At 68.5% G+C, this 25,796-nt stretch carries 24 protein-coding genes and 1 pseudogene; 13 read left to right on the forward strand and 12 right to left on the reverse strand.

Going from position 1 to position 25,796, the window contains the following annotated elements:
• Window positions 1-4: 4 nt before the first annotated feature.
• Together ACIA12_RS06410 and ACIA12_RS06415 are read right to left on the reverse strand one after the other, a co-directional pair.
• On the reverse strand, window positions 5-541 hold the full coding sequence (locus ACIA12_RS06410) for a M15 family metallopeptidase (RefSeq protein WP_396365753.1): 537 nt from the start codon (window positions 539-541) through the stop codon (window positions 5-7).
• Window positions 534-2,660 carry a peptidoglycan DD-metalloendopeptidase family protein gene (locus tag ACIA12_RS06415; RefSeq protein ID WP_396365754.1) on the reverse strand — a complete coding sequence of 709 codons (2,127 nt, stop codon included), beginning with the start codon at window positions 2,658-2,660 and terminating at the stop codon, window positions 534-536. The genes ACIA12_RS06410 and ACIA12_RS06415 overlap by 8 nt, the downstream gene beginning before the upstream one ends.
• 227 nt (window positions 2,661-2,887) lie before the next feature.
• Here ACIA12_RS06415 and lpdA point away from each other — a divergent pair, with 227 nt between their 5' ends.
• Window positions 2,888-4,285, forward strand: a complete 1,398-nt coding sequence (lpdA, locus tag ACIA12_RS06420; RefSeq protein ID WP_396365755.1) for a dihydrolipoyl dehydrogenase — start codon at window positions 2,888-2,890, stop codon at window positions 4,283-4,285.
• 52 nt (window positions 4,286-4,337) lie between these two features.
• Here the strand turns inward: lpdA and tsaA are convergent, their stop codons facing one another.
• On the reverse strand, window positions 4,338-4,739 hold the full coding sequence (gene tsaA, locus ACIA12_RS06425; protein ID WP_396365756.1) for a tRNA (N6-threonylcarbamoyladenosine(37)-N6)-methyltransferase TrmO: 402 nt from the start codon (window positions 4,737-4,739) through the stop codon (window positions 4,338-4,340).
• Window positions 4,740-4,785: 46 nt separating this feature from the next.
• On the opposite strand from tsaA, the gene ACIA12_RS06430 reads away from it, so the two are divergent.
• Window positions 4,786-5,238: a group II truncated hemoglobin gene (locus ACIA12_RS06430; protein WP_396365757.1), complete on the forward strand. Its 453-nt coding sequence runs from the start codon at window positions 4,786-4,788 to the stop codon at window positions 5,236-5,238.
• On the opposite strand, the gene ACIA12_RS06435 is transcribed toward ACIA12_RS06430, so the two are convergent.
• On the reverse strand, window positions 5,230-5,994 hold the full coding sequence (locus ACIA12_RS06435) for a metallophosphoesterase (RefSeq protein WP_396365758.1): 765 nt from the start codon (window positions 5,992-5,994) through the stop codon (window positions 5,230-5,232). The genes ACIA12_RS06430 and ACIA12_RS06435 overlap by 9 nt on opposite strands.
• A 29-nt stretch (window positions 5,995-6,023) precedes the next feature.
• Window positions 6,024-6,761 (reverse strand): SDR family NAD(P)-dependent oxidoreductase, encoded by a 738-nt coding sequence (locus ACIA12_RS06440; RefSeq protein ID WP_396365759.1) that lies wholly within the window; start codon window positions 6,759-6,761, stop codon window positions 6,024-6,026.
• Between the two features lie 93 nt (window positions 6,762-6,854).
• On the opposite strand from ACIA12_RS06440, the gene ACIA12_RS06445 reads away from it, so the two are divergent.
• A complete protein-coding gene (locus ACIA12_RS06445; RefSeq protein ID WP_396365760.1) occupies window positions 6,855-7,466 on the forward strand; it encodes a TetR/AcrR family transcriptional regulator in 612 nt (203 codons plus the stop codon).
• Here the strand turns inward: ACIA12_RS06445 and ACIA12_RS06450 are convergent.
• Both ACIA12_RS06450 and ACIA12_RS06455 read right to left on the reverse strand, forming a co-directional pair.
• Window positions 7,449-8,456, reverse strand: a complete 1,008-nt coding sequence (locus ACIA12_RS06450) for a PstS family phosphate ABC transporter substrate-binding protein (protein WP_396365761.1) — start codon at window positions 8,454-8,456, stop codon at window positions 7,449-7,451. The two genes, ACIA12_RS06445 and ACIA12_RS06450, sit on opposite strands and share 18 nt — an antisense overlap.
• Window positions 8,457-8,477: 21 nt before the next feature.
• Window positions 8,478-8,762, reverse strand: a complete 285-nt coding sequence (locus ACIA12_RS06455) for a hypothetical protein (RefSeq protein WP_396365762.1) — start codon at window positions 8,760-8,762, stop codon at window positions 8,478-8,480.
• Window positions 8,763-8,886: 124 nt separating this feature from the next.
• On the opposite strand from ACIA12_RS06455, the gene ACIA12_RS06460 reads away from it, so the two are divergent.
• The 4 genes from ACIA12_RS06460 (at window position 8,887) to ACIA12_RS06475 (ending at window position 12,984) form a co-directional block, all read left to right on the forward strand.
• Entirely contained in the window at window positions 8,887-10,245 is a 1,359-nt protein-coding gene (locus ACIA12_RS06460) for a dihydrolipoyl dehydrogenase family protein (protein WP_396365763.1), read from the forward strand.
• Between the two features lie 43 nt (window positions 10,246-10,288).
• Window positions 10,289-11,320 carry an energy-coupling factor ABC transporter permease gene (locus ACIA12_RS06465; RefSeq protein ID WP_396365764.1) on the forward strand — a complete coding sequence of 344 codons (1,032 nt, stop codon included), beginning with the start codon at window positions 10,289-10,291 and terminating at the stop codon, window positions 11,318-11,320.
• Between the two features lie 129 nt (window positions 11,321-11,449).
• Window positions 11,450-12,217: a cobalt ECF transporter T component CbiQ gene (gene cbiQ, locus ACIA12_RS06470; protein WP_396365765.1), complete on the forward strand. Its 768-nt coding sequence runs from the start codon at window positions 11,450-11,452 to the stop codon at window positions 12,215-12,217.
• Entirely contained in the window at window positions 12,214-12,984 is a 771-nt protein-coding gene (locus ACIA12_RS06475) for an energy-coupling factor ABC transporter ATP-binding protein (protein ID WP_396365766.1), read from the forward strand. Before cbiQ ends, ACIA12_RS06475 begins: the two co-directional genes overlap by 4 nt.
• Before the next feature lie 2 nt (window positions 12,985-12,986).
• On the opposite strand, the gene ACIA12_RS06480 is transcribed toward ACIA12_RS06475, so the two are convergent.
• Complete coding sequence (locus tag ACIA12_RS06480) at window positions 12,987-13,958, reverse strand: alpha/beta hydrolase (RefSeq protein ID WP_396365767.1); 972 nt, start codon at window positions 13,956-13,958, stop codon at window positions 12,987-12,989.
• Window positions 13,959-14,353: 395 nt separating this feature from the next.
• Here ACIA12_RS06480 and ACIA12_RS06485 point away from each other — a divergent pair, with 395 nt between their 5' ends.
• Window positions 14,354-15,139 (forward strand): SGNH/GDSL hydrolase family protein, encoded by a 786-nt coding sequence (locus ACIA12_RS06485; RefSeq protein ID WP_396365768.1) that lies wholly within the window; start codon window positions 14,354-14,356, stop codon window positions 15,137-15,139.
• Window positions 15,140-15,237: 98 nt separating this feature from the next.
• Window positions 15,238-17,550, forward strand: coding sequence for a M4 family metallopeptidase (locus tag ACIA12_RS06490; RefSeq protein WP_396365769.1), 2,313 nt, complete (start codon window positions 15,238-15,240; stop codon window positions 17,548-17,550).
• 99 nt (window positions 17,551-17,649) lie between these two features.
• On the opposite strand, the pseudogene ACIA12_RS06495 reads toward ACIA12_RS06490, so the two are convergent.
• Window positions 17,650-19,934: pseudogene (locus ACIA12_RS06495) on the reverse strand (excinuclease ABC subunit UvrA).
• A gap of 114 nt (window positions 19,935-20,048) precedes the next feature.
• Complete coding sequence (locus ACIA12_RS06500) at window positions 20,049-20,699, reverse strand: TetR family transcriptional regulator (RefSeq protein WP_396365770.1); 651 nt, start codon at window positions 20,697-20,699, stop codon at window positions 20,049-20,051.
• Between the two features lie 117 nt (window positions 20,700-20,816).
• On the opposite strand from ACIA12_RS06500, the gene ACIA12_RS06505 reads away from it, so the two are divergent.
• Window positions 20,817-22,274 (forward strand): MFS transporter, encoded by a 1,458-nt coding sequence (locus ACIA12_RS06505; protein WP_396365771.1) that lies wholly within the window; start codon window positions 20,817-20,819, stop codon window positions 22,272-22,274.
• Between the two features lie 3 nt (window positions 22,275-22,277).
• Here ACIA12_RS06505 and ACIA12_RS06510 read toward each other — a convergent pair whose 3' ends face one another.
• Window positions 22,278-22,817 carry a MarR family winged helix-turn-helix transcriptional regulator gene (locus tag ACIA12_RS06510; protein WP_396365772.1) on the reverse strand — a complete coding sequence of 180 codons (540 nt, stop codon included), beginning with the start codon at window positions 22,815-22,817 and terminating at the stop codon, window positions 22,278-22,280.
• A gap of 52 nt (window positions 22,818-22,869) precedes the next feature.
• On the opposite strand from ACIA12_RS06510, the gene ACIA12_RS06515 reads away from it, so the two are divergent.
• The 3 genes from ACIA12_RS06515 to ACIA12_RS06525 all read left to right on the forward strand — a co-directional run bounded on the left by ACIA12_RS06515 (window position 22,870) and on the right by ACIA12_RS06525 (window position 25,299).
• Entirely contained in the window at window positions 22,870-23,592 is a 723-nt protein-coding gene (locus ACIA12_RS06515; protein ID WP_396365773.1) for an SDR family NAD(P)-dependent oxidoreductase, read from the forward strand.
• Window positions 23,593-23,663: 71 nt separating this feature from the next.
• A complete protein-coding gene (locus ACIA12_RS06520) occupies window positions 23,664-24,713 on the forward strand; it encodes a LacI family DNA-binding transcriptional regulator (protein ID WP_396365774.1) in 1,050 nt (349 codons plus the stop codon).
• 274 nt (window positions 24,714-24,987) lie between these two features.
• Complete coding sequence (locus ACIA12_RS06525; RefSeq protein ID WP_396365776.1) at window positions 24,988-25,299, forward strand: hypothetical protein; 312 nt, start codon at window positions 24,988-24,990, stop codon at window positions 25,297-25,299.
• A 125-nt stretch (window positions 25,300-25,424) separates the two neighbouring features.
• Here the strand turns inward: ACIA12_RS06525 and ACIA12_RS06530 are convergent, their stop codons facing one another.
• On the reverse strand, window positions 25,425-25,775 hold the full coding sequence (locus tag ACIA12_RS06530; protein ID WP_396365777.1) for a YciI family protein: 351 nt from the start codon (window positions 25,773-25,775) through the stop codon (window positions 25,425-25,427).
• Between the last annotated feature and the right edge of the window lie 21 nt (window positions 25,776-25,796).

The following is a 25,796-nucleotide window of genomic DNA, read 5'->3' on the forward strand; positions in this document are numbered from 1 at the left end:
GTGGTCACCGGACCGAATCCCCGGCGAATTCCCAATGCCACGGCTCTTGCCGCGAGCCCCCTTCGCGCGCCCACTCCGGGTGCACCCATCCGTAGGCCGCAGCGTGCGCGCTCATCCACTCGTACTGCGGAGTCCCGAAGTCGTTGACGCCGTCACACAGGTCAACGGCCAGTCCCCAGCCATGGTTCGACGTACCAGGAAAGGCGCCCAGCGTCGGCTTGCGGCGCAGCAGGTCGACCTGTGCACGGTAGGGCCGATAGGAGTCGGTGATGCACAGCTCCTTGTGAAAGTGGACCTTGTAGGCCGCGGCAAGCTCCCCGTACGCCGCTGCCGCATCGCACCGCAGCTTCTGGCCGGGCCCTACGCGGCAGAGCTTGTCAGCTGGCATCTTGCCGTTGCCGTAGCCCCGCCAACCGTCTGCTGTGGCGAACGCAGACAGGTACGGCGTTGCTACGACTCCGAGGATCGCCGCCAGCAATACGGAGCAGGCAGCCGTCGACCAGCGGTGTTTGCGGAGCCAGGGGAGGAGACGGCTACGCACTGCGTGGTTTGCCGAACTCCCAGTGCCAGGGTTCTTCGCGGTTGCCGCCTTGGCGGGCCCAGTCGGGGTGGACCCAGCCGTAAGCCGCGGCGTGGTTGCTCATCCACTCGTACTGCGCAGTGCCGAACTTGTCGATGCCGCCGCACAGGTCGACGGCTACACCCCAGCCGTGGTTGGACGTGCCGGGCAGAGCGGCCAGGGATGGCTTGCGGCCGTACAGGTCGACCTGGGCGGAGTACGAGCGGTAGGAGTCGGTGATGCAGAGGTTCTTGCCGAAGGACTGGCGGAACGCGGCGGACAGCTGCTGGTACGCCGCTGCGGCGTCGCAGCGGAGCATGTGTCCGTTGCCCAGACCGCAGAGCTGCGACTGCGGGATCAGCCCGTTGCTGTAGCCACCCCAGCCGGTGCTCGTGCCACCAGTGGCGAGGAACGGCATCGGGTTCACCGCGTCACCACCGAGCCGTACTTCGAAGTGCAGGTGCGGCCCGGTCGAGTTGCCTTCGGTGCCCACGGCACCGATCTGCTGTCCGGCTGTCACGTGCGCGCCGTCGGCGACGTCGATGCGGCTCAGGTGCGCGTAGAGCGTCTCGAGCCCGTTGCCGTGGTCGATGCGAACCAGGTTGCCGGCCCAGGCCGGGTGCTCGATCCGCACGGTGCCTGCGGTGACGGCCCGGACATTCGTCCCGATCGGTGCCACGAAGTCCTGACCGGTGTGGAAGCCGCTGGACCACATCGGGCCGGCCTGCCCGAACGGTGTGCCGATCTCGTAGGTGCCCTCGGCCAGCGGCCAGGTCCAGCCGCCGGTGCCGACGTCGACCGTGGTCGCCGTGTTGCCGCAGCGGAAGGTCGCGGCGGCGGGCGTGGTGGCCGGGGCGACCTGGGCCTTGAGCGGCTTGCCGAGGGTAGGCCGCAGCGCGGCGTACATGCTGTCGGGGATCGAGCTGACCGCTACTGAGCCCTTGGCCTCGTCGGCGGCGATCATCTCGGCGTTGTCGAGCGCGATACCGACGTGGAACAGGCCCACGGACCTGCTGCCCATCAGCAGGATGTCGCCAGGCTGGATCTGGCTGGCCGGCACCTTCTGGTAGTTCGCGTAAACGCTGGTCGCCAGCCCGGCGAGGGTCGTGTACGGCCGCCAGGCGGCTCGTGCCGCGCCGAGACATCCGTACTTGTCGGGGCCGGTTGCGCCGACGCCGTACGGCTTGCCCATCAGCGAGAAGGCCTGGTTGACCGCGCGGATCGTCTCGGCCGACAGCACCCGCAGCGGACGCCCACTGCTGACGACAGCGGCCACACCGGGCACAGGCGCCTTGGCGACCTTGTACTGCAGCAGGCCGGTCGGGAGGTCGAACGGGCTCCTGATCGCGGCAGCGGCCGGCGCCTTCACCTTCGCTGCGGTCAACTCGGCCAGGTAGGTCTGCCAGTTGGCCAGTGCCTGCTGGTTGCGGGTGGCCTGCAGTTGCTTGGACAGCTCGGTCGCACCGGCCAGGTCGGCGAGTTGGCCTTCCATGGCCATTGCTGCGCTGGCTGCCTTCTCGCGGACGGTCTTGCCGAGCTCGGTGGCCTTCTTGTTGGCCTGGTCGGCCGCAGCGCGCTTGGTCGCCGCGTCAGCGGCTGCAGTGCCGGCAGTGGACTCTGCTGCCGTGGCTGCGTTGTACTGCGCGACCTGGGTGCTGCCGAGTTGCCGGATGGCGGTCTGGCGGTCGGCGATCTCCTGCAGGTTCTCCGCGACCGGCGCGAGCGACCAGAGCATCGACTCGGTGCCCAGGACCGTCGGGATGCCGAGCTGGTACGCCTGGGCGGTCAGCAGGCCGAGGCGGCGGCGCTCGTCCTGTGACTTGTTCTTGGTGTTGTTCGCGAACGCCTCTGCCTTCTTGGCCGCGGCCTCGGCGGTCTGCGCGGTCTTCAGCGCGTTCGTGTAGGCGACGGTGGCCTTGGCGACGTCGAGCTGGATCTCGGCGGCCTCGGCCTGGAGCTGCTCCAGCGACCGGTTCACGTCCGTCACGGAGGCCGGTGGAGGTGGGGTCTGGTCGGCGAACGCGGCATACGTCGGCAGCGCTACGACTGCCATCACCGCGCCGAGTGCGGCGAGCCGCAGTCTCCGGCCGTTGCCCAGCATCGAGCCCCCAGTCCTCGTTTTCCGTATCCCTGCCACAGGGCGCCTCACGCGCGCACGGAAGGAGGACATCCCCCATGCGTGCCCCAGCGTAGGCGTCGTACGGTCCTGACGGAACCCCGCCTCACCGTCCGTGACGATGAGGCAGGACACACTGCCCGATCGTGACCGTGGTCACGCCCGCTGGCCCGAGGCAGGATCGGCTGGTGCCAGCGACTAGGATTTGAGTCATGGCCTCGCACTTTGACGTTGTTGTCCTCGGCGCCGGACCGGGTGGGTATGTCGCGGCGATCCGCGCCGCCCAGCTCGGGCTCAAAACCGCCATCATCGAGAAGAAGTACTGGGGCGGTGTCTGCCTGAACGTGGGCTGCATCCCGTCCAAGGCGCTGCTGCGCAACGCCGAGCTGGCGCACATCTTCCGCAAGGAGGCGAAGACCTTCGGCATCAGCGGCGAGGTGAGCTTCGACTTCCCGACGGCCGTGCAGCGCAGCCGCAAGGTGGCCGACGGCCGCGTCAAGGGCGTGCACTTCCTGATGAAGAAGAACAACATCACCGAGTTCGACGGGTGGGGTTCCTTCGTCGACGCGAACACGCTGGACGTCTCGCTGAACGACGGGAACTCCGAGACCGTCACCTTCGACAACTGCATCATCGCCACCGGCGCCACCACCAAGCTGCTGCCGGGCACCCAGCTGAGCGACCGGGTCGTCACGTACGAGGAGCAGATCCTCACCGAGGAGCTGCCGGGCAGCATCGTGATCGCCGGCGCCGGCGCGATCGGCGTCGAGTTCGCCTATGTGCTGGCCAACTACGGCGTCAAGGTGACGATCGTCGAGTTCCTCGACCGGATGGTCCCGCTGGAGGACATCGAGGTCTCCAAGGAGCTCGCCAAGGCGTACAAGAAGCTCGGCGTGGACGTGCTCACCGGCACCCGGGTCGACTCGATCGACGACTCCGGCGACAAGGTCAAGGTGACCGTCACCGGCAAGGACGGCGCCCAGCAGACGCTGGAGGCCGACAAGGTGCTGCAGGCGATCGGCTTCCAGCCGCGCGTCGACGGCTACGGCCTGGACAAGATCGGGGTCGCGCTGACCGAGCGCGGCGCGATCGGCGTCGACGGCTTCCTGCGCACCAACGTGCCGAACATCTTCGCCATCGGCGACGTGAACGCCAAGCTGATGCTGGCGCATGCGGCCGAGGCGCAGGCCGTGATCGCGGCCGAGACCATCGCCGGGGTCGAGACGATGGAGCTCGACTACGTGATGATCCCGCGGGCGACCTTCTGCCAGCCGCAGATCGCCAGCTTCGGCTGGACCGAGGAGCAGGCCCGGCTGGAGGGCTTCGAGGTCAAGGTCGCGAAGTTCCCCTTCACCGCCAACGGCAAGGCGCACGGCCTCGGCGACCCGAACGGTTTCGTCAAGGTGATCGCCGACGCGAAGTACGGCGAACTGCTCGGCGCGCACCTGATCGGCCCCGAGGTCACCGAGCTCCTCCCGGAGCTGACGCTGGCCCAGAAGTGGGACCTGACCACCAAGGAACTGGCCCGCAACGTCCACGCCCACCCCACGCTGAGCGAGGCCCTGCAAGAGGCCTTCCACGGCCTCGAAGGCCACATGATCAACTTCTGATCCGGCTGTGACGAAGGGCCCCGGACCACTGGTCCGGGGCCCTTCGCGTTGCTCAGCGCTCGTCGGTCAGGACCGGCTTGACGTCGACGATCGGAGTGCCGTCGAGGGCTTCGAGATTGTTGACCTTGATCCGCAGGCCGTCGGTCTCGAGGACGGTCACCCGGTGCAGGCCGAGGGGGTTGGGGCGGTCGGGTGAACGGGTGCTGAAGACGCCCGTGGGTGGACGCTGGGTGTCGCCGCGCGGACGGACGATCTGCGTCGAGCGGTCAGCGCGGTCGAACCAGGTGATCAGGAGTACCTCGTCGCCGGCGGTCAGGTCGCGCAGCGCCTCGCCGTACTCCGGATCGAAGACGAGCCACGCGTCGGGCGCTCCTTCGTCGCCTTGGCGTGGTGCGTCGGCTCTGGTGGTCAGGGACGATTCGACCCGGGCCAGTGGCTGCAGCGTGAAGTTCATGAAGGCCAGCCTTGCTGCTGTCGGTCGTCGGTGCCAGTCTCTGGGCATGGAGAGTGTGTATGAGGCCGCGGGTGGCGAAGAAGGAATGCTGAGGCTGGCGGCTGCCTGGCATGAGCGGGTGCTGGCTGATGAGGTGGTGAGTCACGCCTTCAGTCATGGGTTTCATCCGCAACACACCGAGCGCCTCGCTGCCTACTGGGCCGAGGCGCTTGGCGGTCCGCCCACCTTCACCGGTTCCTACGGCACCGAGAGTGCCGTTGTCTGGATGCACAGCGGCAACGGCCCGCACGAAGAGATGGACCGACTCGCGATCGCCTGCTTCGACCAGGCGTTGACCGATGTCGGTCTGACCGATCCTGTCCGGTCGGTGCTCTACGAGTACTTCGCGTGGGCGACGAACGTCAGCATGGCGCGGTACCACGGGTCCAAGGACGCCGTGCCGCGAGACCTGACCATCCCACGGTGGTCGTGGGATGGTCAGGTCTCGACGTCAGCTTGAGGTGACGGTTCGGTAGACCGTGACCAGAGGTTGATCGTCGGCCACGATGTGGAGGGCGAGGCCGGGTGGAGCCTCGACGTCGACCAGACCCTTCGCGGCGGCCGGCTCGAAGGGCAGGGGTGCGGTCGATCGGATGCCGGGGGCAACCAGCAGTGGGTGGCCGGCGAAGGTTGTCGAGACCCCGTTGTGGACGTGACCGGTGAGGATCGCGGTGATCGGCTTGCCGCGGAGTACAGCGGCGAACGGCTCGGCGTCCTGGAGGGTCCACTGGTCGAGTACAGGGTGCTGGAGCTTGTTCGGCGGATGGTGGAAGGCGACGAACAACGGACCGTCCACCGGCTCGGCCAGTACTCCCGTCAGCCACTCGAGTGATTCCGCGCTGAGCAGCCCGTGGTCCTCACCCGGCACCGACGTGTCGAGCAGCACGAAACGGGCCGCGCCGACGTCCTGAACCTGATGAACCGGATGCCCCTCACCAGGCGACTCGACCTGCAGCCCCACACGCAACGGCGCACTGACGTCGTGGTTGCCCGGCAACATCAGCACCGGTACGTCGAGCGCCAGCTCAGCCGCGACCTCGTCGTACTCCGCTGCGAGCCCGTGGTCGGCCAGATCCCCGGTCACCAGCACCACGTCGACCGGTCGCGAGAACGCCCGCAGATAGTCCACGACCCTCCGCAGCCGATCTCGGGCGGCTGCGGTGCCGTCCAGGTGCGGGTCACTGAGATGAGCGATCACGTACATCCGGGCCTCCATCGGTCTAATGACAGAGGCCCAATCTAGCGTTAGCGATCCTGATCTGTCGGCCGAATTAGCAGCTGGTTCACCGAGACATGGTCGGGCTGGCCGAGGGCGTAGACGACCGCGTTGGCGATGTCCTCCGGCTGCAGCGTGCGCATCGAGTCGGCCATCTGCTGAGCCATCGCCCGCAGCGCGGGGTCGGTGCCGTGAGTTATCAGCTCGGTCGAGACGAAGCCGGGCTCGACGACGACCACCCGCACGCCCTGCGTGGTGACCTCCTGCCGCAGTGACTCGATGAAGCCGGTGATGCCGAACTTGCTGGCCGAGTAGGCGGCGGCCGCCGCCGAGGCGATCCGGCCGGAGGTCGACGAGACCTGGACGACGCTGCCCTTGGATTCGAGCAGGTGCGGCAGCGCGGCGTGCACCGCGTACATCGAGCCGAGCAGATTGGTCTCGATCATCCGGGTCCACTCGGTGGTGTCCGCGCCCAGGATCGGGCCGTTGAGCATGACGCCGGCGTTGTTCACCAGAGCGTCCAGCCGGCCGAACCGCTGGACGGTTGCCGCGACGGCGTCCTGGACGGCCTGCTGGTCGGTGACGTCCAAGTCCAGCACGAGGACGTCGCCGGGCGCATCCTCGGCGAGGAGCTTGAGCCGGTCGGTCCGCCGGGCGCCGACCACCACCTTGGCGCCGGCCTCGGACAGGGCCAGGGCGGTTGCCTGGCCGATGCCCGACGAGGCTCCGGTGACGAGAACGACCTTGCCTTCGAGATTGCTGTTCACGTGATTCCTTCCACTCTAAAGTGACCATGCGGTCAGGTTTAAGCATAGGCATAACCTGACCGGCCGGTCATCTTGAGTGGTAGAGTTCACACCATGAGGGCGGACATGATGCGCAACCGCGGCCTGCTGGTCGACGCGGCCCGTTCGGCGTTCGCGGAGTCGGGTGTCGAGGTGTCGATCGGCGAGATCGCGCAGCGGGCCGGTGTCGCCAAGGGCACGGTGTTCCGGCACTTCGCCAGCAAGGACGACCTGCTCGCCGCGATCATGCTCGAACTGCTCGACCGGCTGATCGAGACCGCGGACCGCCTGCGGGATGCGGACGACGCGGGACAAGCGCTCCGGGAGCTGATGACGGCCGGCGTCGAGGCGCTCGCTGCCGACCAGGCGTTCTGTGAGGTGGTCGGCAAGCCCTCCTTGCAGAACGCCGAGGTCAGAGCCGCGATCGAGCGCTTCGCCGGCCTGGTGGAGGTGCTGACGGCTCGGGCCCGAGAGCAAGGTGCCATCCGCGACGACGTGACCGGCACGGACATCGTCCTCTTGCTCGGCGGCATCCAGCAGACCGCCGCTCCGGTACTGGACGCCCACCCCGACGCCTGGCGCCGCTACCTGGCCCTCACCTTCGATGCCCTCGCCCCAGCGCACGCGACGAAGCTGCCGCACCCACTGCCGGGCAGCCTGCAGTCAGCGCTAGCCGCAGAAGGATGACGGCAGGTCCGGGCAGGGGACCAGGCCGTCGCGCTCCAGCACTGGCTTGGCCGGTGGTGAGGTGAGGTAGGTGAGGAAGGCCGCCTGCAACGAGCCGGCAGCGGGAGACTTGTAGGTATAGGCGTACTCGACCTCCCAGAACTTGTACGACGAGTCCGCCACCTTCGCCGCTTCCGGTACGACGCCGTCGACCGCGAGCGCCGTGATGGCCGGGAACTTCCGCGAGCTGCCCAGTTCGGCGTACCCGATCGCGCCCTCGATGTCGTTGACGCGCGCGAGCAGTTCTTCGGTGGTACCGACCTCGCAGCGCTGATGCCTGGCGACCGGATCGTCCTTGGTGCGGCAGTCGTCGGACGAGATCCCCAGCTCCTGGTCGCCACCGAGCACCTTGTCGCGGAACGTCCGCCGCGAACCCGAGTCCGGCCCGACCCGCGACACCATCCGGATCGGCAGATCCCGCCCGCCGAGCTGCTTCCAGTTCGTCACCCGGCCCGCGTAGATCGCGCGCAGCTGCGCCGACGACAGCGCGGCGACATCGGCCGACCGGTTCACGACCACGGCGAACACCACGATCGCGACCGCTTTGCCCTGCAGGTCCGGTGCCGCCTCGGCCCGCCCGTCCGACATCGCGATCAGTTTCTCCGCTGCAGCAGCATCCTTGGCACCGGTCTCGTTGAGCTGGCGGGTCCCGCTGCGGCTCCCGTTGGCGGCGATCGTGATGTCCGCGCTGGTGCACTCGGTCGCGTACGCGCTGCGCAGCTCACGGATCGTCGGCTCCACGGCGGTCGACCCGATGATCTGCAGTTGCCCCGACGAGCAGTTGTCCGGCGGCTGCAGCACATCGACCACGAACAACGCGACCAGCGCGCCGACGAGCACCAGCGACAACGCCCCGAACATCAACGTACGCCGGCCAGGCCCGCGCGGCCGTGTCACCTCGAGCCCGACGATCTTGCGGTCCGGGAACGCGAACGACACCTTCTCGTGCATGTGGTGCGGCTCGATGCTGTATCAAATCTGCCCCACCCCACCGCCCCGGTCTGGGCCACCTGCGTTGTCGACCCGGAGCAGCACGATGCTCGGATCGGGCACGACGGCACCCTGGTACCGGACCTCGACGTCGACCATGTGCGAGCTGGGGAAGACGCCGATCGGCGCGTCCACCTGGACCCGGTAGACGAGCCGTTTGCGGCGCAGGAAGTACCGGTCGACCAGCCAGACGATCACCGTGCCGATCAGCGCGATCGCCGCGATCACGGTCTCCAGATTGATGTCCCCGAGACCGGAAAAGTCCACAGCCGAAACTTAGTCAGCCGCGGTGAACGGCGCCTGAATGCCGGATAGCGATCAGCCTCTTACCATCCGGTGACACGCACGTGGGGGGCTTGGCGAGGGGCTCGCCGTCTGCGAGATTGGCGGCATGGCTGAACAGGTGGATGTGGTCGTGATCGGGCTGGGCGTCGGTGGCGAGGAGGCTTCCGGGCGGCTGGCGCAGGCGGGGCTGAAGGTGGTCGGGATCGAGCCGCGGCTGGTCGGCGGCGAGTGCCCGTACTACGGCTGCATCCCGAGCAAGATGATGATCCGGGCCGGCGACCTGATCGCCGAGACCCGCCGCGTCGACGGAATGGCCGGCACCGCCACCGTCACTCCTGACTGGGGGCCGGTCGCCCGGCGGATCCGCGACGAGGCCACCGACAACTGGAACGACAAGGTCGCCGTCGACCGGCTGGTCGGCAAGGGCGTCACCTTCGTCCGCGGCCGCGGCACCATCACCGGCCCGGGCCGGGTGGTCTCGGGCGACCGCGAGTTCGAGGCGAGCCGGGGCATCATCGTCGCCACCGGCACGGTCCCGGTCGTCCCACCGATCGAAGGACTGGCCGGTACGCCGTTCTGGACGAACCAGGACGCGATCCGGCTCGAGACGCTGCCGGCGTCGTTGCTGGTGCTCGGCGGCGGTGCGATCGGGATGGAGCTGACGCAGGTGTTCGCGCGGTTCGGCGTACAGGTGACCGTCATCGAGGGCACGGACCGGGTGCTGGCGATGGAGGAGCCCGAGTCGAGCGAGCTGGCCAGGTTCGCACTGGAACGCGATGGAGTGAAGTTCAAGACCGGTGTGCACGCCAAGGCGGTCAGCTACAGCGGCGACGCGTTCACGGTGACGCTCGAGGACGGCGGTACGGTCACCGGCGAGAAGTTGCTGGTGGCAACCGGGCGCCGGGTGGACATCAAGGACCTCGGGCTGGACCAGGTGGGGCTCGATCCCGCCGCGCGCCGGATCGAGGTCGACGAGCATGTCCGGGCCGCTGACGGCGTGTGGGCGGTCGGTGACGTCACCGGCGTGGGTGTCTTCACCCACAACGCGATGTACCAGGCCAATGTCGCCGTGCTGGACATCCTCGGCGCGGAGGATGCGCCGACGGCCAGCTATCACGCGATGCCGCGGGTGACGTTTCTCGATCCGGAGATCGGCGCGGTCGGGCTGACCGAGCAGCAGGCGCGCGACCAGGGGCTCGACGTCCGGACCGGCCTGACCCAGGTACCGGCTTCGACCCGGGGCTGGATCCACAAGGCGGGCAACGAGGGCTTCATCAAGCTGATCATGGACAATGAGCAGGGCGTGCTGGTCGGTGCGACGAGTGCGGGGCCGACCGGTGGTGAGGTGCTCGGGACGCTCGCGCTGGCGGTGCATGCACGGGTTCCCGTTCACACGCTGCGACAGATGATCTACGCATACCCGACAATCCACCGGGCGATCGAGTCAGCACTCGCCGATCTGTAGGGGCTTGTTGCGATCTGGTCGCATGTAGATCAAGAATGTGCTCATGCATGTTCCTGACGGGTTCTTCGACGCGCCCACTTCGATCGCCACCGGCCTGATCGCCGCCGGTGCCGTCGGCTTCAGCCTCCAGCGCGCCAACCGCGAGATCCGTGAGACGGGTCCGGCGCTGGCCGGGCTGACCGCCGCGTTCGTCTTCGCCGTGCAGATGGTGAACTTCCCGGTCGGCGCCGGGACCAGTGGCCACCTGCTCGGCGGTGCGCTCGCCGCGGCGCTGGTCGGGCCGTGGTCGGCCGTCCTGGTGATGTCGACGGTGCTGCTCGTGCAGGGACTGCTCTTCGCCGACGGCGGCCTGACCGCGCTCGGCACCAACATCACGCTGATGGGTCTCGTGACCGTTCTGGTCGGGTACTTCGTGACGCGGGCACTCCTCAAGGCGCTGCCCAAGCGGGTCGGCAGCGTCGTACCGGCCACGACTGTCGGCGCCCTCATCTCGGTGCCGGTCGCGGCCCTGTGCTTCACCGGCCTGTACGCGATCGGCGGCGCGGTCGACATCCCGCTGGGCAAGCTCGCGACGGCGATGGTCGGCTGGCACATCCTGGTCGGTCTCGGTGAGGCGGTGATCACTGCGGCCGTGCTCAGCGCCGTCGTCGCGACCCGGCCGGATCTCGTCTACGCCGCCCGCCACCTGCGGGCCGACCTCGTCCTGGTCGATGCCGATGGCAACAGTTCGACCGTCTCGCCGGACAGGCCGATCGCGGCCAGGCCGGCCGGCCGGTCGTACGGGGTCGGAATCGCGGCCACCCTGCTGATCGCGGGCGTGGTCAGCCTGTTCGCGAGCGCGCATCCGGACGGGCTGGAGTTCGTCGGCGCCAAACTGGGCTTCGAGAGCGCGGCCAAGCACTCGGCGGTGGCCGGCAGCCCGCTGGCCGACTACGGCGTGAGCGGGATCGGCAACTCGCAGGTGTCCGGCGCACTGGCCGGCATCATCGGTGTCCTGGTGACGATCGTCGTCGGACTCGCGATCGCGAAGATCGCGTCGCTGCGCTCGTCGGCCCGCGCGGACAAGGCTGTCTGATGCGCTCCGACGACCAGACCTTCCTCGCCGCCGAGTGGACCGACTGGACCGGCTGGGCCACCTGGCCAGCGGCCCGATGAGCGGCTCGGTCGAGGCGGTGCCGCCGGACGGCGCGGTCGGGATCAGGCGGTGAGTGGCTCGGCGGGCGACGGATTGCTGGTTGCCGTTGACAGCCGGATCCACCGGCTTCCCGCGCAGGTCAAGATCGTCGCGCTCTTCGTCTTCGTCCTGGCCGTCGTCTCCACCCCGGCCGGCGTCTTCTGGGCCTTCGCCCTGTACGCCGCTCTGCTGGCCGGCGCGGTCGCCCTGGCGAAGTTGCCGGTGACGACGGTGATGCGCCGGCTGGCGGTCGAGACGCCGTTCATCGTCTTCGCCCTGGTCCTCCCGTTCGTTGCCACCGGCCCCCAAGTCGACGTGCTGGGAGTGTCGGTCTCGGAGTCCGGAGTACTCGGCTCCTGGAACGTCCTCGCCAAGGGCACCCTCGGGGTGATCGCGGCCATTGTGCTCTCCGCCTCGACCGCGCCACGCGAGTTGCTCGCCGGCCTGGAGCGGCTGCGGTTGCCGTCGACGCTCGTCGCGATCCTGTCGTTCATGGTCCGGTACCTGAGCGTCGTCTCAGACGACCTGCACCGGATGCGGATCGCCCGTGAGTCGCGCGGGTACGCCGGCGGCCGGGTCGGTCACCTGAAGGCGGTCGCCGGGGGAGTAGGGGCACTGTTCGTGCGCAGCTTCGAGCGCGGCGAGCGGGTCCACCTCGCGATGCAGTCACGCGGGTACACCGGCCGGATGCCGCAGCTGGCCGCCTCGGGTGCCGCGCGCAACCAATGGGCCGAGGGGCTCGCGATCTCCCTGCTCGCGGTGCTGATCGCGGTGACGGCTAGGGTTGCTGGCTTGTGAGCGGTCCGTCGATCCACGTCGAGCGTCTGGTCTTCGCCTACCCCGATGGGCGGCAGGCCCTGTACGGCGTCGACTTCACCATTCAGCGTGGCGAGCGGGTGGCGTTGCTCGGTCCCAACGGGGCGGGCAAGACGACGCTGGTACTGCACCTGAACGGCATCCTCGGTTCGGTGGCGGGTGGCAGTGGCAGCGGGCGGATCCAGATCGGTGGGACGGATCTGCATCGGGACCACCTGCCCGAAGTACGGCGGAAGGTCGGTCTGGTCTTCCAGGATCCTGACGACCAGTTGTTCATGCCGACGGTCCGCGACGACGTCGCCTTCGGTCCGGCCAACCTCGGGCTCCGCGGTTCGGAGCTGGAGGATCGCGTGCAGGAGGCGCTGGTCCAGGTCGGCATGCAGGACCACGCGAACATCGCGCCACACCACTTGTCCTACGGCCAGCGCCGGCGGGTCGCCGTCGCGACGGTGCTTGCGATGCGGCCCGAAGTACTGGTCCTGGACGAGCCGTCGAGCAACCTGGACCCGGCCAGCCGCCGCGAACTCGCCGACATCCTCTCCGGCCTCGACGTCACCCTCCTGATGATCACCCACGACCTCCCGTACGCCCTCCAGCTTTGCGAACGCAGCCTGCTGATGGACGCCGGCCGCATCGTCGCCGACGGCAAGACCCGCGACCTGCTGGGCGACGCCGACCTGATGACAGCCCACCGCCTGGAGCTCCCGTACGGCTTCGACCCCCTCTCCGTCCCCGGCCCGGAACACTGAGGTCAGTGCTTGAGGGTGCGGTCGAAGAATGCCCGGACCGTACGGCGGATCAGCGGGACCGAGACTGACGGGTTGACCGCGCCGACGAGGTTGGCGCGGGCTTCGGCTGTCATCAGTCCTGCCGCCTGGAGTTGAGGTGCCATCGCGCCCAGGTCGGTGAAGACCCAGTGGTTGGCGTTGGTGACTTCGGTACGCCGTACCGGGCCGTGGAGAGCTGACCAGGAGCTGTCGAAGCGGGCGTCGCGGAAGCCGTCGGTGCCGGCGAGGAGCAGCGGGCGGTCGGTGCCGTGCTGGGCGATGGGGTAGAGCTCGCTGGGTTCGCCCGGCTGGAGGGGCAGGTAGTCGAGGTAGCCCTCGAGGTTGATGGCCGACTTGAGTTCGCGGTGCTCGTACAGGGCCTGGGCTGCGGTCGAGCCGCCAGCCGAGTGGCCGTAGATGCCGATTCTGCGCAGGTCGAGGGGCAGGTCGAGGGGCAGGCCGAGGGTCTCGAGTCGCGAGAGGACGAAGCGGAGGTCGGCGAAGCGCGTCGCCATCATCAGGCGCGAGAGGACCGGATCCGTCGGGGTGGTCGGCGAGATCTGGATCGTGCGCAGGTCGCCGCCGGGGATGTCGACCTCGCTGGTCTCACCTGGATGGTCGATGGTGACGACCACGTAGCCGTGACTGGCGAGGTCCTCTGCGAGGCCGGTGCCGAGGGTTCGGGGGTCGGTGCCGCCGGGGGAGTAGAGGAGGACCGGTCGACGTCCGGGTGCGGGTGGCGCGTCGGCGTACGAGTGGGTGAGGGTCGCCGACCAGTCCACGCCGGCGGGCAGGTGGTGGTAGTACGCGGCGAAGCCTTTGAAGTTCTCGGCGGCTCTTGCCGTCATCTGTGGTGCGCGGCGGAAGCCGTGGGTCGTCCGCGCCGGGTAGTAGACGCTCAGCACCAGCTCGCGATCCGGGCTCCCGTTCCACGGATCGACTCTGCCCCTGTCCATGAGGTGCAGGGTTCTGACGCCGAGCCGATGAGGTCCGGTAGGAGCCGGCAACCTCAAGGTGAGGTCGGCGGTGGTTGAGGGTGAAGTAGAGGTCGAGGCAGCCGGCAGCGCTCCGGCCAGGCTCGTCAGGGCGATGGTCGAGGTGAGGAAGCTTCGTCGGGTCCACATGTCTTCACCGTGACAGCGGACCGCCCACCCGGACCGGGATCCCGGCGGATCTCCATCCAGGCGGCGCCAAGGGTCCACCGAGGGGTGGACGGGCAAACAGCGGTTACCGCATTCAGCACACTCCAGTGAATTTCTTACCGAGGTCTTGCGCGTTACTCACTGGTAGAGGATGGTGACTCTGAGTTCACCCTGCCTCGGTTCCCCCCACACCAGAAGGCGGTCCGCCCATGAAGAAACTCGCCGCACTCGTTGGAGCCGCAGTCCTCGGTACTGCGCTGCTCACCCCCACCGCCGCGAACGCCGCGGCCCCGGTCTACGTCGCGCTCGGCGACTCGTACGCCTCCGGCGTCGGCACCCGCACCTACATCGCCGACAGCGGCTCCTGCCAGCGCTCGACCAAGGCCTATCCGTACCTCGACGCCGCCCGCGTCGGCGCCGCGCTCACCTTCGTCGCGTGCTCCGGCGCCCGGGTCGCCGACGTCACCGCCAACCAGCTCGGGCCACTGAACAGCGGCGTCCGCTGGGTCACCCTGCAGGTCGGCGGCAACGACGCCGGCTTCTCGTCGGTGATCACCGAGTGCGCCAAGCCGTCCTGGCTCGGCGACTGCAACGGCGCGATCGCCACCGCGCAAGCGACCATCAACAACACCATCCCCGGCCGGCTGAACACCCTGTACGCGACGGTTCGCAGCCGGGCGACGACGGCGAAGGTGATCATCGTCGGCTACCCGCGGCTGTTCAACGGCACCGACTGCAACGCCGGTACCTTCTTCAGCGGTGACGAGATGACCAAGCTGAACGCGACCGCTGACCTGCTGAACTCGAAGATCTCGGCCGCGGCGAGCGCGGCCGGCTACAGCTTCGTGAATCCGACCTCGGCCTTCATCGGTCACGCCGTCTGTGGCAGCCCGGAGTGGATCAACGGGCTGTCGAATCCGGTCAGCGAGTCCTACCACCCGAACACCACCGGCCACACCGGGTACGCGAACCTGGTCGACGACCAGCTGACCTAGCAGTGCCGCGACGCATCTGTGCCAGCACTCCCCAAAGGTTTATGACACATTGCAGCCTCACGCCCGCTCAGCGTGAGAACTGCAAGGGGAGGAACATCTTGAAAGCTCGTACCTGGCTCGCCGGCCTCGCGGTCGGCGCAGTCTCCATCAGCCTGACGGCACCGGGGCTGGCCAACAGCGCCCCCGTCCCGTCGTCCGACACCACGGCCGCCCAGAGCCCGGACATCCGCACCATCGCGGCTCCGAAGGCCGGCGGCAAGGGGCTGGTCTCCAAGCGCGACGAGACCGGCCGTGCCCACTCGATCCGCCCGGCGACCCCGCTGAAGGCTCCGGCCTCGGTCGGCGCCAAGGCCGGCCGGTCTGCTACCAGCAAGCCCGACGCGGTCGCCGTCGCCAAGGCGCAGGTCGCCTCGGTCGCGCCGTACTTCGGCGCCCGCCCGGCCGACCTGGTCGCTCAGTCGAGCTCGCTCAGTGCGCTCGGCTCGCAGGTCAAGTTCCAGCAGACCATCGACGGTGTCCAGGTCTACGGCGGCGAGATCGTCACCAACCTGGACAAGACCGGCGCGCTGGAGTCCGCCAACGGTGAGGTCTCGCTCGCGACGTACGGGGCCTTCCCGGCCGCCGGCGCGGTCGACGCCGCGAAGGCCAAGGCGCAGGACGCCGCGGTCCAGTCGGTCGCCACCCGCGCCAAGGTCGACGGCTCGACGCTGACCGCGAAGCTGGTCGGCCCGCGCTGGTTCGACCTGAGCCTCGTCACCCGCCAGCCCGGCTCCGTCGCCATCCCGGTCTACCTGTACGAGGTGACCGGCCAGGGTGACGTCCGCTGGCAGGCGATGGTGCACGCGTCGGCCGGCAAGGCGCTGCTCGCCTGGGACCTGGCCGAGCACATCAACCGCGTCGTCTGCGACGCGAACCACACCAACATCGTCACCGGCAACGAGGACGCCCGCTGCGGTGGCGGCGTCTTCGCGCCGACCCGGGTCGAGGGCGGCCCGGTCTCCTCGGTCGGCGACGTCAACCAGGTCTTCGACTTCTTCGGTGACACCTCGAACCTGTACGCCGGGCTCGGTACCGACCTGACGAACCTGATCGGCGCCGACTACGGCGACGGGCTCGGCAAGGCCATCCGTGGCACCGTCCGGGTCTGCGTCAGCGGCTCCTGCCCGTTCGCCAACGCGTTCTGGAACGGCGAGCAGATGGCCTTCGGCGAAGGTGTCAGCACCGACGACATCACCGGTCACGAGCTGACCCACGGTGTCACCCAGCACACGGCCGGCCTGGCCTACCTGTGGGAGTCCGGCGCGATCAACGAGTCGCTGTCCGACATCATGGGCGAGTTCGTCGACCTCACCAACGGGTCCGCGGACGACACCCCGGCCAACCGCTGGCTGATGGGCGAGGGCTCCAGCCTCGGCGCGATCCGCTCGATGAAGAACCCGCCGCAGTTCGGCGACCCGGACAAGATGTCCAGCCCGAACTTCTTCGACGACACGTTCTTCCAGGACAACGGCGGCGTGCACTTCAACTCCGGCGTCGGCAACAAGACCGCGTTCCTGATCGCCGACGGCGGCTCGTTCAACGGTCAGACGCCGGCCGGCATCGGCCTGCCGAAGTCGGAGTCGCTGTGGCACGAGACCCAGAAGGTGCTGACCAGCGGCGCCGACTACAGCGACCTGGCCGAGGCCCTTCGCTCGACCTGCAACGTGCTGCAGAAGCACCACGTCGCGAACATGACCAACGCCGACTGCGCCGAGGTCAACAAGGCGATCCTGGCCACCGAGCTGGACCAGGCGCCCGGGATCGGCAAGCCCGCCAAGGCGCCGGTCTGCGACACTGCCGCTGAGAAGGTCAAGAACCTGATCACGACCAGCTTCAAGAACGACCCGGACGGCGTCGTCACGCACAGCCCGGGCTGGGTGCTCGGCAAGCAGCAGGGTGACCCGACCGCGCAGGTCGACACCTCGTACTCCTCCGACGGCGACGACTCGCTGTACGGCCAGATCACCGACCCGGCGTCGTCGATCACCGTGCAGACCAAGAGCGCGATGAAGATCAAGAACGAGAAGACGTACCTGCGCTTCACCCACGCGTACAACTTCTACAACGTGTTCTTCATCTTCTGGCTGCCGACCGGCACCGGGACGATGGACTACTCCGACGACAACGGCACCACTTGGCACGACACCTCGGCGCTGCCGTGGAAGAACGGTCCGACCGTGGACCCGAACTTCCCCGACCAGCCGGCCTCGTGGCACGCCAACTCCGGCGGCTGGGAGACCAGCCGGCTGGACGTCTCACAGTTCAGCGGCAAGCTGCTGAAGTTCCGCTGGAACGGCGTCGGCGGAGACTTCTCCGACCTGGTCCCCGGCAACTGGTGGCTCGACAACGCCACCATCTACACCTGCAGCTAGTCAGCCAGTACTGCGCTCCCGTGGCCCCGGCGAACCATTCGCCGGGGCCACGGCCGTTCGCCGGCCCGTACCATCCGCCAACGCGGCAAGCAGCCCGCGCTACACGTCGACGGTCACCGGCGCACCGACGTACCGGCGCAGGTGTTCGGCGGTGAGGGAAGCGCTGCTTTCGATCAAATCGGCGGGGATGCCGGTGAAGACGATCTGGCCGCCGTCATGGCCGGCGCCGGGGCCCAGGTCGATCAGCCAGTCGGCGTGGGCCATCACTGCTTGGTGGTGTTCGATCACGATGAGTGTGTTGCCTTCGTCGACCAGTTGGTCGAGAAGAGTGAGGAGCTGGTCGACGTCGGCCAGATGCAGGCCGGTGGTCGGTTCGTCGAGGATGTAGGTCGAGCCGTTGCGGCCCATGTGGATCGCCAGTTTCAGGCGTTGGCGCTCGCCGCCCGACAGAGTGGTGAGTGGTTGCCCAAGGCCCAGATAGCCGAGGCCGACCGCGACCAGCCGATCCAGAATCGCCCGGGCCGGGCCCTTGTCGAAGAAGGAGCGCGCCTCGGTCGCCGACATGTTCAGCACCTGGCTGATGTTCTTGCCGCGCAACAGATAGCCGAGTACCTCGGGCGTGAACCGGGCCCCGTTGCAGTCCTCGCAGACCGACGCGACCTCGGCCATCATCGCCAGGTCGGTGTAGACCACCCCGAGGCCCTTGCAGGTCGGGCAGGCGCCGACCGAGTTGGCGCTGAACAACCCCGGCTTCACCTTGTTCGCCTTCGCGAACTCCGCCCGGATCGGATCCAGCAGACCCGTGTACGTCGCCGGGTTGCTCCGCCGCGACCCCTGATCGGATCCTGCCCGGCGACGATCACCCCGTCGCGCCCGGCGAGCGACCCGTGGATCAGTGAGCTCTTCCCCGATCCCGCCACCCCGGTGACCACGGTCAGCACGCCGAGCGGGATGTCGACGGTCACGTCCCGCAGGTTGTGCAGCGACGCTCCCTCGATCCGCAGCTGACCGGTCGGCTGCCGCACCTGATCGCGCAGGCCGACCCGGTGATCGAGGTACCGCCCGGTCAGCGTGCCGGACTTCTTCAACCCCGCCAGATCGCCTGCGTAGCAAAGCCGCCCTCCCGCCTGACCTGCGCCAGGCCCGAGGTCGACCACGTAGTCGGCGATCTGGATCGTCTCCGGTTTGTGCTCGACGACGAGCACCGTGTTGCCCTTCTCGCGCAGCTGGAGCAGCAACTCGTTCATCCGCGCGATGTCATGCGGATGCAGCCCGACCGTCGGCTCGTCGAAGACGTAGGTGACATCGGTGAGCGACGAACCGAGATGCCGGACCAGCTTCACCCGCTGCGCCTCGCCACCGGACAGCGTCGACGACTCCCGATCGAGGCTGAGGTAGCCGAGCCCGATCTCGACCATCGACTCCAGTGTCGCGTGCAGTCCCTCGAGCATCGGCCCGACCGACGGATCCTTGATTCCGCCGATGAACTGGGCCAGCTCGCTGATCTGCATCCGCGAGCACTCGGCGATCCCGACCCCGTCGATCCGCGCCGCCAGCGCCGCCGCGTTCAGCCGCGCGCCGTCGCAGGACGGGCACCGGACCAGCTTCACCGCCCGGTCGGCGAACACCCGGACGTGGTTCTGCATCGACTCGCGGTCCTTGGCGAGCAGATTGCGTTTCACCTTGCTGACCAGGCCTTCGAAGGTGAGGTTGCTGGTCCCGACCTTCACCTTCGTGGCCGGCTGGTACAGGAACTGCTCCCACACCTCGGCCGGATAGTCCTGCAGCGGCAGGTCCGGGTCGAACAGCCCGGACTTGGCCATCAGTTGCCAGTACCAGGTACCGACGTTGTAGCCGGGCACCTTCACCGCACCCTGGTTCAGGCTCAGCGACCGGTCGACGAACTCGTCCAGGTCGATCTCGGAGGCCTTGCCGAGCCCTTCGCAGGTCGGGCACATCCCTTCGGCCCGGTTGAAGCTGAACGCCGACGGCGGTCCGGCGGACGGCTTGCCGAGGCGGCTGAACAGGATCCGCAGCATCGTGTGCGCGTCGGTCGCGGTACCGACCGTCGAGCGCGCGTTGGCGCCGATCCGTTCCTGGTCGACGATGATCGCGGCGCTCAGGTTGCGCAGCGCGTCGACGTCCGGGCGGGCCAGGCTCGGCATGAAGTTCTGCACGAAGGCCGTGTAGGTCTCGTTGATCAGCCGCTGGGACTCCGCGGCGATGGTGTCGAAGACGAGGGAGGACTTGCCGGAGCCGGAGACTCCGGTGAAGACGGTCAGCCGGCGCTTGGGGATGTCGACGGAGACCCCGCCGAGGTTGTTCTCCCGCGCTCCGCGGACCTGGATGACGTCGTGGCTGTCGGCGAAAATCGTGGCAGGCATGCATTCCAGTCTCTCATTGACCCACCTGTAGAGACTTTTCCCGTACTACGCTCCGCCGCCACGCGTAGGTCCGGCGCCAACCTTCTATGGGAGGGTGAAGGCGGCGGTACCGGGTCAGACCGTTGTCGGGGCGGTCCAGAGGCCGACCAGGGCGTCGATCAGGCCAGTCGCCGTCTGCTGCCAGGTCGCCCGCGCGACCGGTGCGCCGACGGCGAGATCGCGTTCGTACTCGGCGAGCAGGTGCACCATCAGCAGCCGCGCCATGTCGCCGCGCTCACGCCGTACCGGGGGAGCGAGGTCGGGCAGGCCGCTCCTGAGCCCGTTGACGACCTGCTGCAGCGACGGTGAGGTCAGAGATTCCTCGACCATGATCTGGCGCAACCCGGGATCCGTCATCAACTGCGCGCTGAACCGCGCGAACCAGGTCGGCGGCCCGATCTCGGCGAGATGCTCGGTCTGCGGGCGGATCAGCGCGCCCAGCCAGTCGCGGACATCCGGCTCAGGACCGAGCTCGGCCAGCATCCGCACCCGCAGTTGCTCGATCTGGTCGGTGTGCCGGCGCACGATCGCGCGGACCAGGTCGGTCTTGGTGCCGAAGTGGTAGCCGACCGCGGCGTTGTTGCCCTGCCCGGCGGCCTCGCTGATCTGCCGGTTGGAGACCGCGAAGACGCCGTGCTCGGCGAACAACCGCTCCGCGGTCGCCAGGATCACGTCACGGGTCGCGCCGGCCCGGTCGGCCCGCGCGGTCTTCTCGGCCGCCGTCATCGATGCACCTCTCGCCTCGTCCTGCGACCAGTCTGTCAGCTCACTTGCTTAAGTCAACTGACTGACTTAACGTCATTCCAAGCCCAATCCTGCGAATCGCCCACCCCGGAGGCCCTCGTGCCCACTGCCCCTGCCGATTCGGCCGAGGTGTCCCAGTCGCCGAAGCCCACCGCCGTCGTGGCGGTCCTCGCCTTCGGCGGCATCGTGGTCTCGCTGATGCAGACCCTCGTCATCCCGCTGATCCCCGAACTTCCCAAGCTGCTGCACGCCAAGGCGTCCGGTACGGCGTGGGTCATCACCGCAACACTGCTCGCCGCGGCAGTCGCGGTACCCGTGGTCGGCCGCCTGGGCGACATGTACGGCAAGCGCCGGATGCTCCTGGTCAGCCTCGGACTGCTCATCACCGGCTCGGTCATCGCGGCGCTGAGTGACTCGCTCACGCCGATGCTCATCGGCCGGATCCTGCAGGGGATGGCCTCGGCGGTCATCCCGCTCGGTATCAGCATCATGCGCGACGAGTTGCCGGCCGACCGGCTCGGCTCCGCGACCGCGCAGATGAGCGCCTCGCTCGGTGTCGGTGGCGCGCTCGGTCTGCCTGCCGCGGCGTTCCTGGCGGATCGCGCGGACTGGCATGTGCTCTTCTGGACCTCGGCCGGCCTCGGTGTCGTCGTGCTTGCGCTGGTACTGACGTTCGTCCCTGAATCTGCGGTCCGTACCGGCGGCCGGTTCGACTTGGTCGGCGCGGCCGGGCTCTCGGCGGGGCTGATCTGCCTGTTGCTCGCGATTTCCAAGGGTGCCGACTGGGGCTGGGGTTCTGCCTCCACACTCGGTCTGCTCGCGGCGGCTGTTGTGGTGTTCCTCGTCTGGGGCTGGTTCGAGCTGCGGTCCTCGCAGCCGCTCGTCGATCTCCGGACGACCGCCCGGCCGCAGGTACTGCTGACCAACATCGCGTCGGCGGTCTTCGGCTTTGCGATGTTCGCGATGTCGCTGGTCCTGCCGACGCTCCTGCAGTTGCCCAAGGCAACCGGCTATGGCCTCGGCCAGTCGATGCTGACCGCCGGCCTGGTGATGGGCCCATCCGGTCTGGTGATGATGGCGACGGCACCGATCTCCGCCTCCGTCTCGAAGGCCCGCGGTCCGAAGGTGACGCTGATGATCGGCGCCCTGATCGTCGCGGCCGGCTATGCGCTCGGCATCGTCGCGATGGGCGCGGTCTGGCACCTGATCATCGTCTCGGCCGTGATCGGCGCCGGCATCGGTTTCGCGTACGGCGCGATGCCGGCCCTCATCATGGGCGCCGTCCCGGTCTCGGAGACGGCCGCCGCGAACAGCCTCAACACGCTGAGCCGCTCGATCGGTACGTCGATCTCGAGCGCGGTCGCCGGCGTCATCCTCGCCCACCTCACGATCAGCCTCGGCCCGGTCAGCGTCCCGTCCAAGGACGGCTTCCGGGTGATCCTCGCCATCGGCTCGGCCGCGGCCCTGATCGCCTTCTTCATCGCCGCCTTCATCCCCACCCGCCGCCCGGCCACGACCCCCGACCTCGCCACCCCGGAGACCGCCACCGTCAACTGACCCTCACCGCTTCGGCAACTGACGCAGACGGTCGCTCACGTCATCGAGCAAGGTCTGGAGTTTGCTCGCGAGCAGTTCGCGCTCGTCCGCGGTCAGCGACGAGACCAGGTCTGACTCCCGGGTGAGCACCTGGTCGACGGTCTGCTCGATCAGGGCGTGGCCGGCTTGCGTGAGGGAGACGACGACGGCGCGGGAGCCATCGGTTTCGGCCCGCCGTACCACCAGTCCCGCCTGCTCGGCACGGCCGACCCGCTGCGAGATCGCGCCGGCCGTCACCAGCGTCTGCTCGACGAGTTGGCGGGTCGTCAGTTCGTACGGCGTACCGGCTCGGCGCAGCGTGCTGAGCAGGTCGAGCGTGGCGGGGTCGACGCCGAGGTCGTTGAGCAGCCGGCGCCGGTCGTCGGCGAAGAGCTTGGCCAGCCGCCACAGCGGAGTGACGATGCCGATCGAATCGGTCGGGGTGCCCGGCCGCTCGCGCTGCCAGGCTGCGGCGATGGCGGCCGGCGGGTACGGGCTCGGCGTATCGAGAGGGTAGGCGTCCACGAATCCATGCTACGTTTAGAGCTAAACATTTAGACCTAAACGAGGAGACGGCGTGTCCAGGACGATCGTGGTGACCGGCGGTGGGACGGGAATCGGCAAGGCGGCGGCGGAGCGATTCCGCGCGGACGGCGATCAGGTGGTGATCACGGGACGGCGGGCCGACGTACTGGAGAAGGCCGCGGCGGAACTCGGCGCGCGGGCGTTCGTCTGCGACGGGACCGATCCCGAACAGGTACGCCGGCTGGTCGACCAGTTGCCGGGGGAGGTGCACGCGCTCGTCAACAATGCCGGCGGCAACACCGACTTCGGCGCGCCCGGCGACGAGGGCGACCTCGCGATCCTGAAGAGCAACTGGCTCGCCAACTACGACGCCAACGTCCTGACCGCCGTCCTGATGACCACCGCCCTCGCACCCAGGCTCGCCGCCGGGGGAGCGGTCGTCCACATCGGCTCGATCGCCGGCACTCGCGGCTCAGGCTCGTACGGCGCGGCCAAGTCGGCCCTGGCGACCTGGAACCAGGACGTTGCCGCGGAGCTGGGTTCGCGCGGCATCACGTCGAACGTCGTGGCCCCGGGCTTCACCACCGGCACCGAGTTCTTCCAGGACCGGCTGACCGACGAGCGGCGCCAGCAGTTGCTGGCGGCAACCACCGTCAAACGGCACGGCGAGGTCGGCGACATCGCGGCCGCGATCCATTTCCTCGCCTCGCCGGCCGCGCGGTACATCAGCGGCCAGACCCTGCACGTCAACGGCGGCGCGCTCACCACGCGCTGAGCCGCGGCGCGTCGAAGTACTGACAACGTAGGCATCGCACGGAATCACGAGGGGTCGGTGACAATGGGTCCATGCGCGCCACGGTCAAGGATGTAGCCAAGCTGGCCGGGGTCTCACCCAAGACGGTGTCGAACGTGATCAACGGCGTCGTGTTCGTCCGGCCGGAGACGCGGGAACGGGTCGAGCAGGCGCTGGCCGAGCTCGACTACGTGCCCAACATGAGCGCCCGCGGACTGCGCAACGGCCGGTCCGGGATGATCGGGCTCGCGCTGCCCGACCTGCTCCGGCCGTACTCCGCGGAGATCACCCACCTGGTCGTCGAGCTGGCCCACCGGCGCGGCTGGGGTGTGCAGATCGAGCAGACGGCCGCCGAGCCGAAGCGTGAGTTCGAGTTGCTCTCCAAGGCGCGGGCGCATCTGGTCGACGGGCTGATCCTGAATCCGGTCAACCTCGACGACAGCGCGGTGATGACGGCCGGTCCGTTGCCGGCGGTCGTGCTGATCGGTGACGTGGACCAGGACATGGTCAGCCAGGTCGCGATCGACAACGTCGCCGCCGCACGCGACATGACCCGGCATCTGCTCGACCAGGGCTACCGGCGGATCGCGGCGGTCGGGACGCCGGAGATCCCGAGTGGTTCCAGTGGCACCGGCCGGATCGGCGGCTCGACGGATGCGCCCGGTACGGCGGCAGCGCGGCTACGCACCCAGGGCTATCGCGAGGTCCTCGCCGAAGCCGGCATCGGGCCCGACTCCGAGCTGGAGATCGGCCTCGACCGCTGGAGCCCCGAGGGTGCCGCGGCGGTCGTCGGGCGGTACATCGACAGTCACGAATTACCCGACGCGTTCTTCTGTTTCACCGACACGATCGCGGTCGGCGCATTGTCGGCGCTGTGGTCGGCGGGCGTCGCGGTACCGGGCGATTGCGGGGTCGCCGGTTTCGACAACATCGGCGAAAGCCGGTACACGGTTCCGCCGCTGACAACGGTCGATTTCGACCGCCGCCGGTTCGTCGAATCGGCGCTGGACCTGCTCGCCGAACGGATGGCGGACAAGGACGCAACCCCCCGGCGGGTGATGATTCCGCACCGGATCATCACCCGCGCGAGTACGTCGCGCTGACTCGTTTCCCCTTTTTTCCAAGGCGGATCGCCGTTGGAATCGTTGTCAGCGGTTTCAGTGGGCAGCAGTTCGTGGACAACAGTTCCGGCAGGCGGGATTCCCGCGGTCATCCCTTGAAAAGACCGTCACCGTGAGCAAGGCTGCCGGGATCACTTCCGTGCCCCGTCAGGCCCGGAATTGTGGCAACTGCTGCTCCGTTCAAGCGGCAGAAACCGCAGGACCGCAGTTGTCCCGTCAACAACTGTTCCTCGGGGGAACAAAGAGAGGGGGATGTGTGTCAGCGTTGATAAAGCTCGCCGAGCAGTGCCGTGGTGTGAGGAGTCACGGTACTTCGCAACTCGGCCGGGCTGCTGTTCAACCGGCGGTCTGTACCGGCGTCCACGAGGTGAACTCGTCGATTCTGCCCGGGCAGCCGCGCCGCGTGGCGGTGCTGAGGCTCAGTAACGGCCTCACCACCACACTGCGTCTCGACGACGGTGCTCCGGCGCCCGAGCGGGGCGCGACACTGTTCGTCCGGGGTGGCCGGGGGATGGGTGATCAGCCCGCCTCAGGTGGGGTCACCCTGGCGCCGAGCTGCCCCAGCTGAACGAGCTGGGCTGAGCAGACCGGATGAACCCCCAGCCTGCGGCTGGGGACACCGGCCGAATCAGTGGCTCGCCGGTCTCAGGTCAACGCCGAGCTGAGACCGGCAAGTCCCTGGACCGCCGGAAGCTATTCCTCGATCGGTTCGGTCAGCGCGCGGACCTCGATCGGGGAGTACCGGGCCTCGGGTAGCCGCGCCGCGAGTTCCGTCGCGCGCTCCAGCGTGCACTCGAGCAGGTAGTACCCGGCCAGCACTTCCTTCGCCTCCGTGAACGGCCCGTCAGTGACAGCCGCCACCCCGTCCGAGACCCGGACCACCCGCGCATTGTCGCTGGTCAGCCCGTCGGAGGCCAGCAACTCACCCCTGGCCCGAGTCTCGGCCACGATCTCCCGATGCACCTCGTACACCGCCTCGATCCCGTCCGCGTCGAGCGCGTCCCACGTCTCCGTGTTCCCGTAGATCAGCAAGATGTACTTCATCAGGCCATGATGGCAGGAGCG

It is taken from the genome of Kribbella sp. NPDC051620 (assembly GCF_044453825.1).
Taxonomy (GTDB): Bacteria; Actinomycetota; Actinomycetes; order Propionibacteriales; family Kribbellaceae; genus Kribbella.

What these genes read in the sequence shown, in the direction of transcription:
- ACIA12_RS06415 (WP_396365754.1), bottom strand. Translation starts at nt 2,660, where the DNA reads ATGCTGGGCAACGGCCGGAGACTGCGGCTCGCCGCACTCGGCGCGGTG.
- lpdA (WP_396365755.1), top strand. Translation starts at nt 2,888, where the DNA reads ATGGCCTCGCACTTTGACGTTGTTGTCCTCGGCGCCGGACCGGGTGGG.
- tsaA (WP_396365756.1), bottom strand. Translation starts at nt 4,739, where the DNA reads ATGAACTTCACGCTGCAGCCACTGGCCCGGGTCGAATCGTCCCTGACC.
- ACIA12_RS06430 (WP_396365757.1), top strand. Translation starts at nt 4,786, where the DNA reads ATGGAGAGTGTGTATGAGGCCGCGGGTGGCGAAGAAGGAATGCTGAGG.
- ACIA12_RS06435 (WP_396365758.1), bottom strand. Translation starts at nt 5,994, where the DNA reads ATGGAGGCCCGGATGTACGTGATCGCTCATCTCAGTGACCCGCACCTG.
- ACIA12_RS06445 (WP_396365760.1), top strand. Translation starts at nt 6,855, where the DNA reads ATGAGGGCGGACATGATGCGCAACCGCGGCCTGCTGGTCGACGCGGCC.
- ACIA12_RS06450 (WP_396365761.1), bottom strand. Translation starts at nt 8,456, where the DNA reads ATGCACGAGAAGGTGTCGTTCGCGTTCCCGGACCGCAAGATCGTCGGG.
- ACIA12_RS06460 (WP_396365763.1), top strand. Translation starts at nt 8,887, where the DNA reads ATGGCTGAACAGGTGGATGTGGTCGTGATCGGGCTGGGCGTCGGTGGC.
- ACIA12_RS06465 (WP_396365764.1), top strand. Translation starts at nt 10,289, where the DNA reads ATGCATGTTCCTGACGGGTTCTTCGACGCGCCCACTTCGATCGCCACC.
- ACIA12_RS06480 (WP_396365767.1), bottom strand. Translation starts at nt 13,958, where the DNA reads ATGGACAGGGGCAGAGTCGATCCGTGGAACGGGAGCCCGGATCGCGAG.
- ACIA12_RS06485 (WP_396365768.1), top strand. Translation starts at nt 14,354, where the DNA reads ATGAAGAAACTCGCCGCACTCGTTGGAGCCGCAGTCCTCGGTACTGCG.
- ACIA12_RS06500 (WP_396365770.1), bottom strand. Translation starts at nt 20,699, where the DNA reads ATGACGGCGGCCGAGAAGACCGCGCGGGCCGACCGGGCCGGCGCGACC.
- ACIA12_RS06520 (WP_396365774.1), top strand. Translation starts at nt 23,664, where the DNA reads ATGCGCGCCACGGTCAAGGATGTAGCCAAGCTGGCCGGGGTCTCACCC.
- ACIA12_RS06530 (WP_396365777.1), bottom strand. Translation starts at nt 25,775, where the DNA reads ATGAAGTACATCTTGCTGATCTACGGGAACACGGAGACGTGGGACGCG.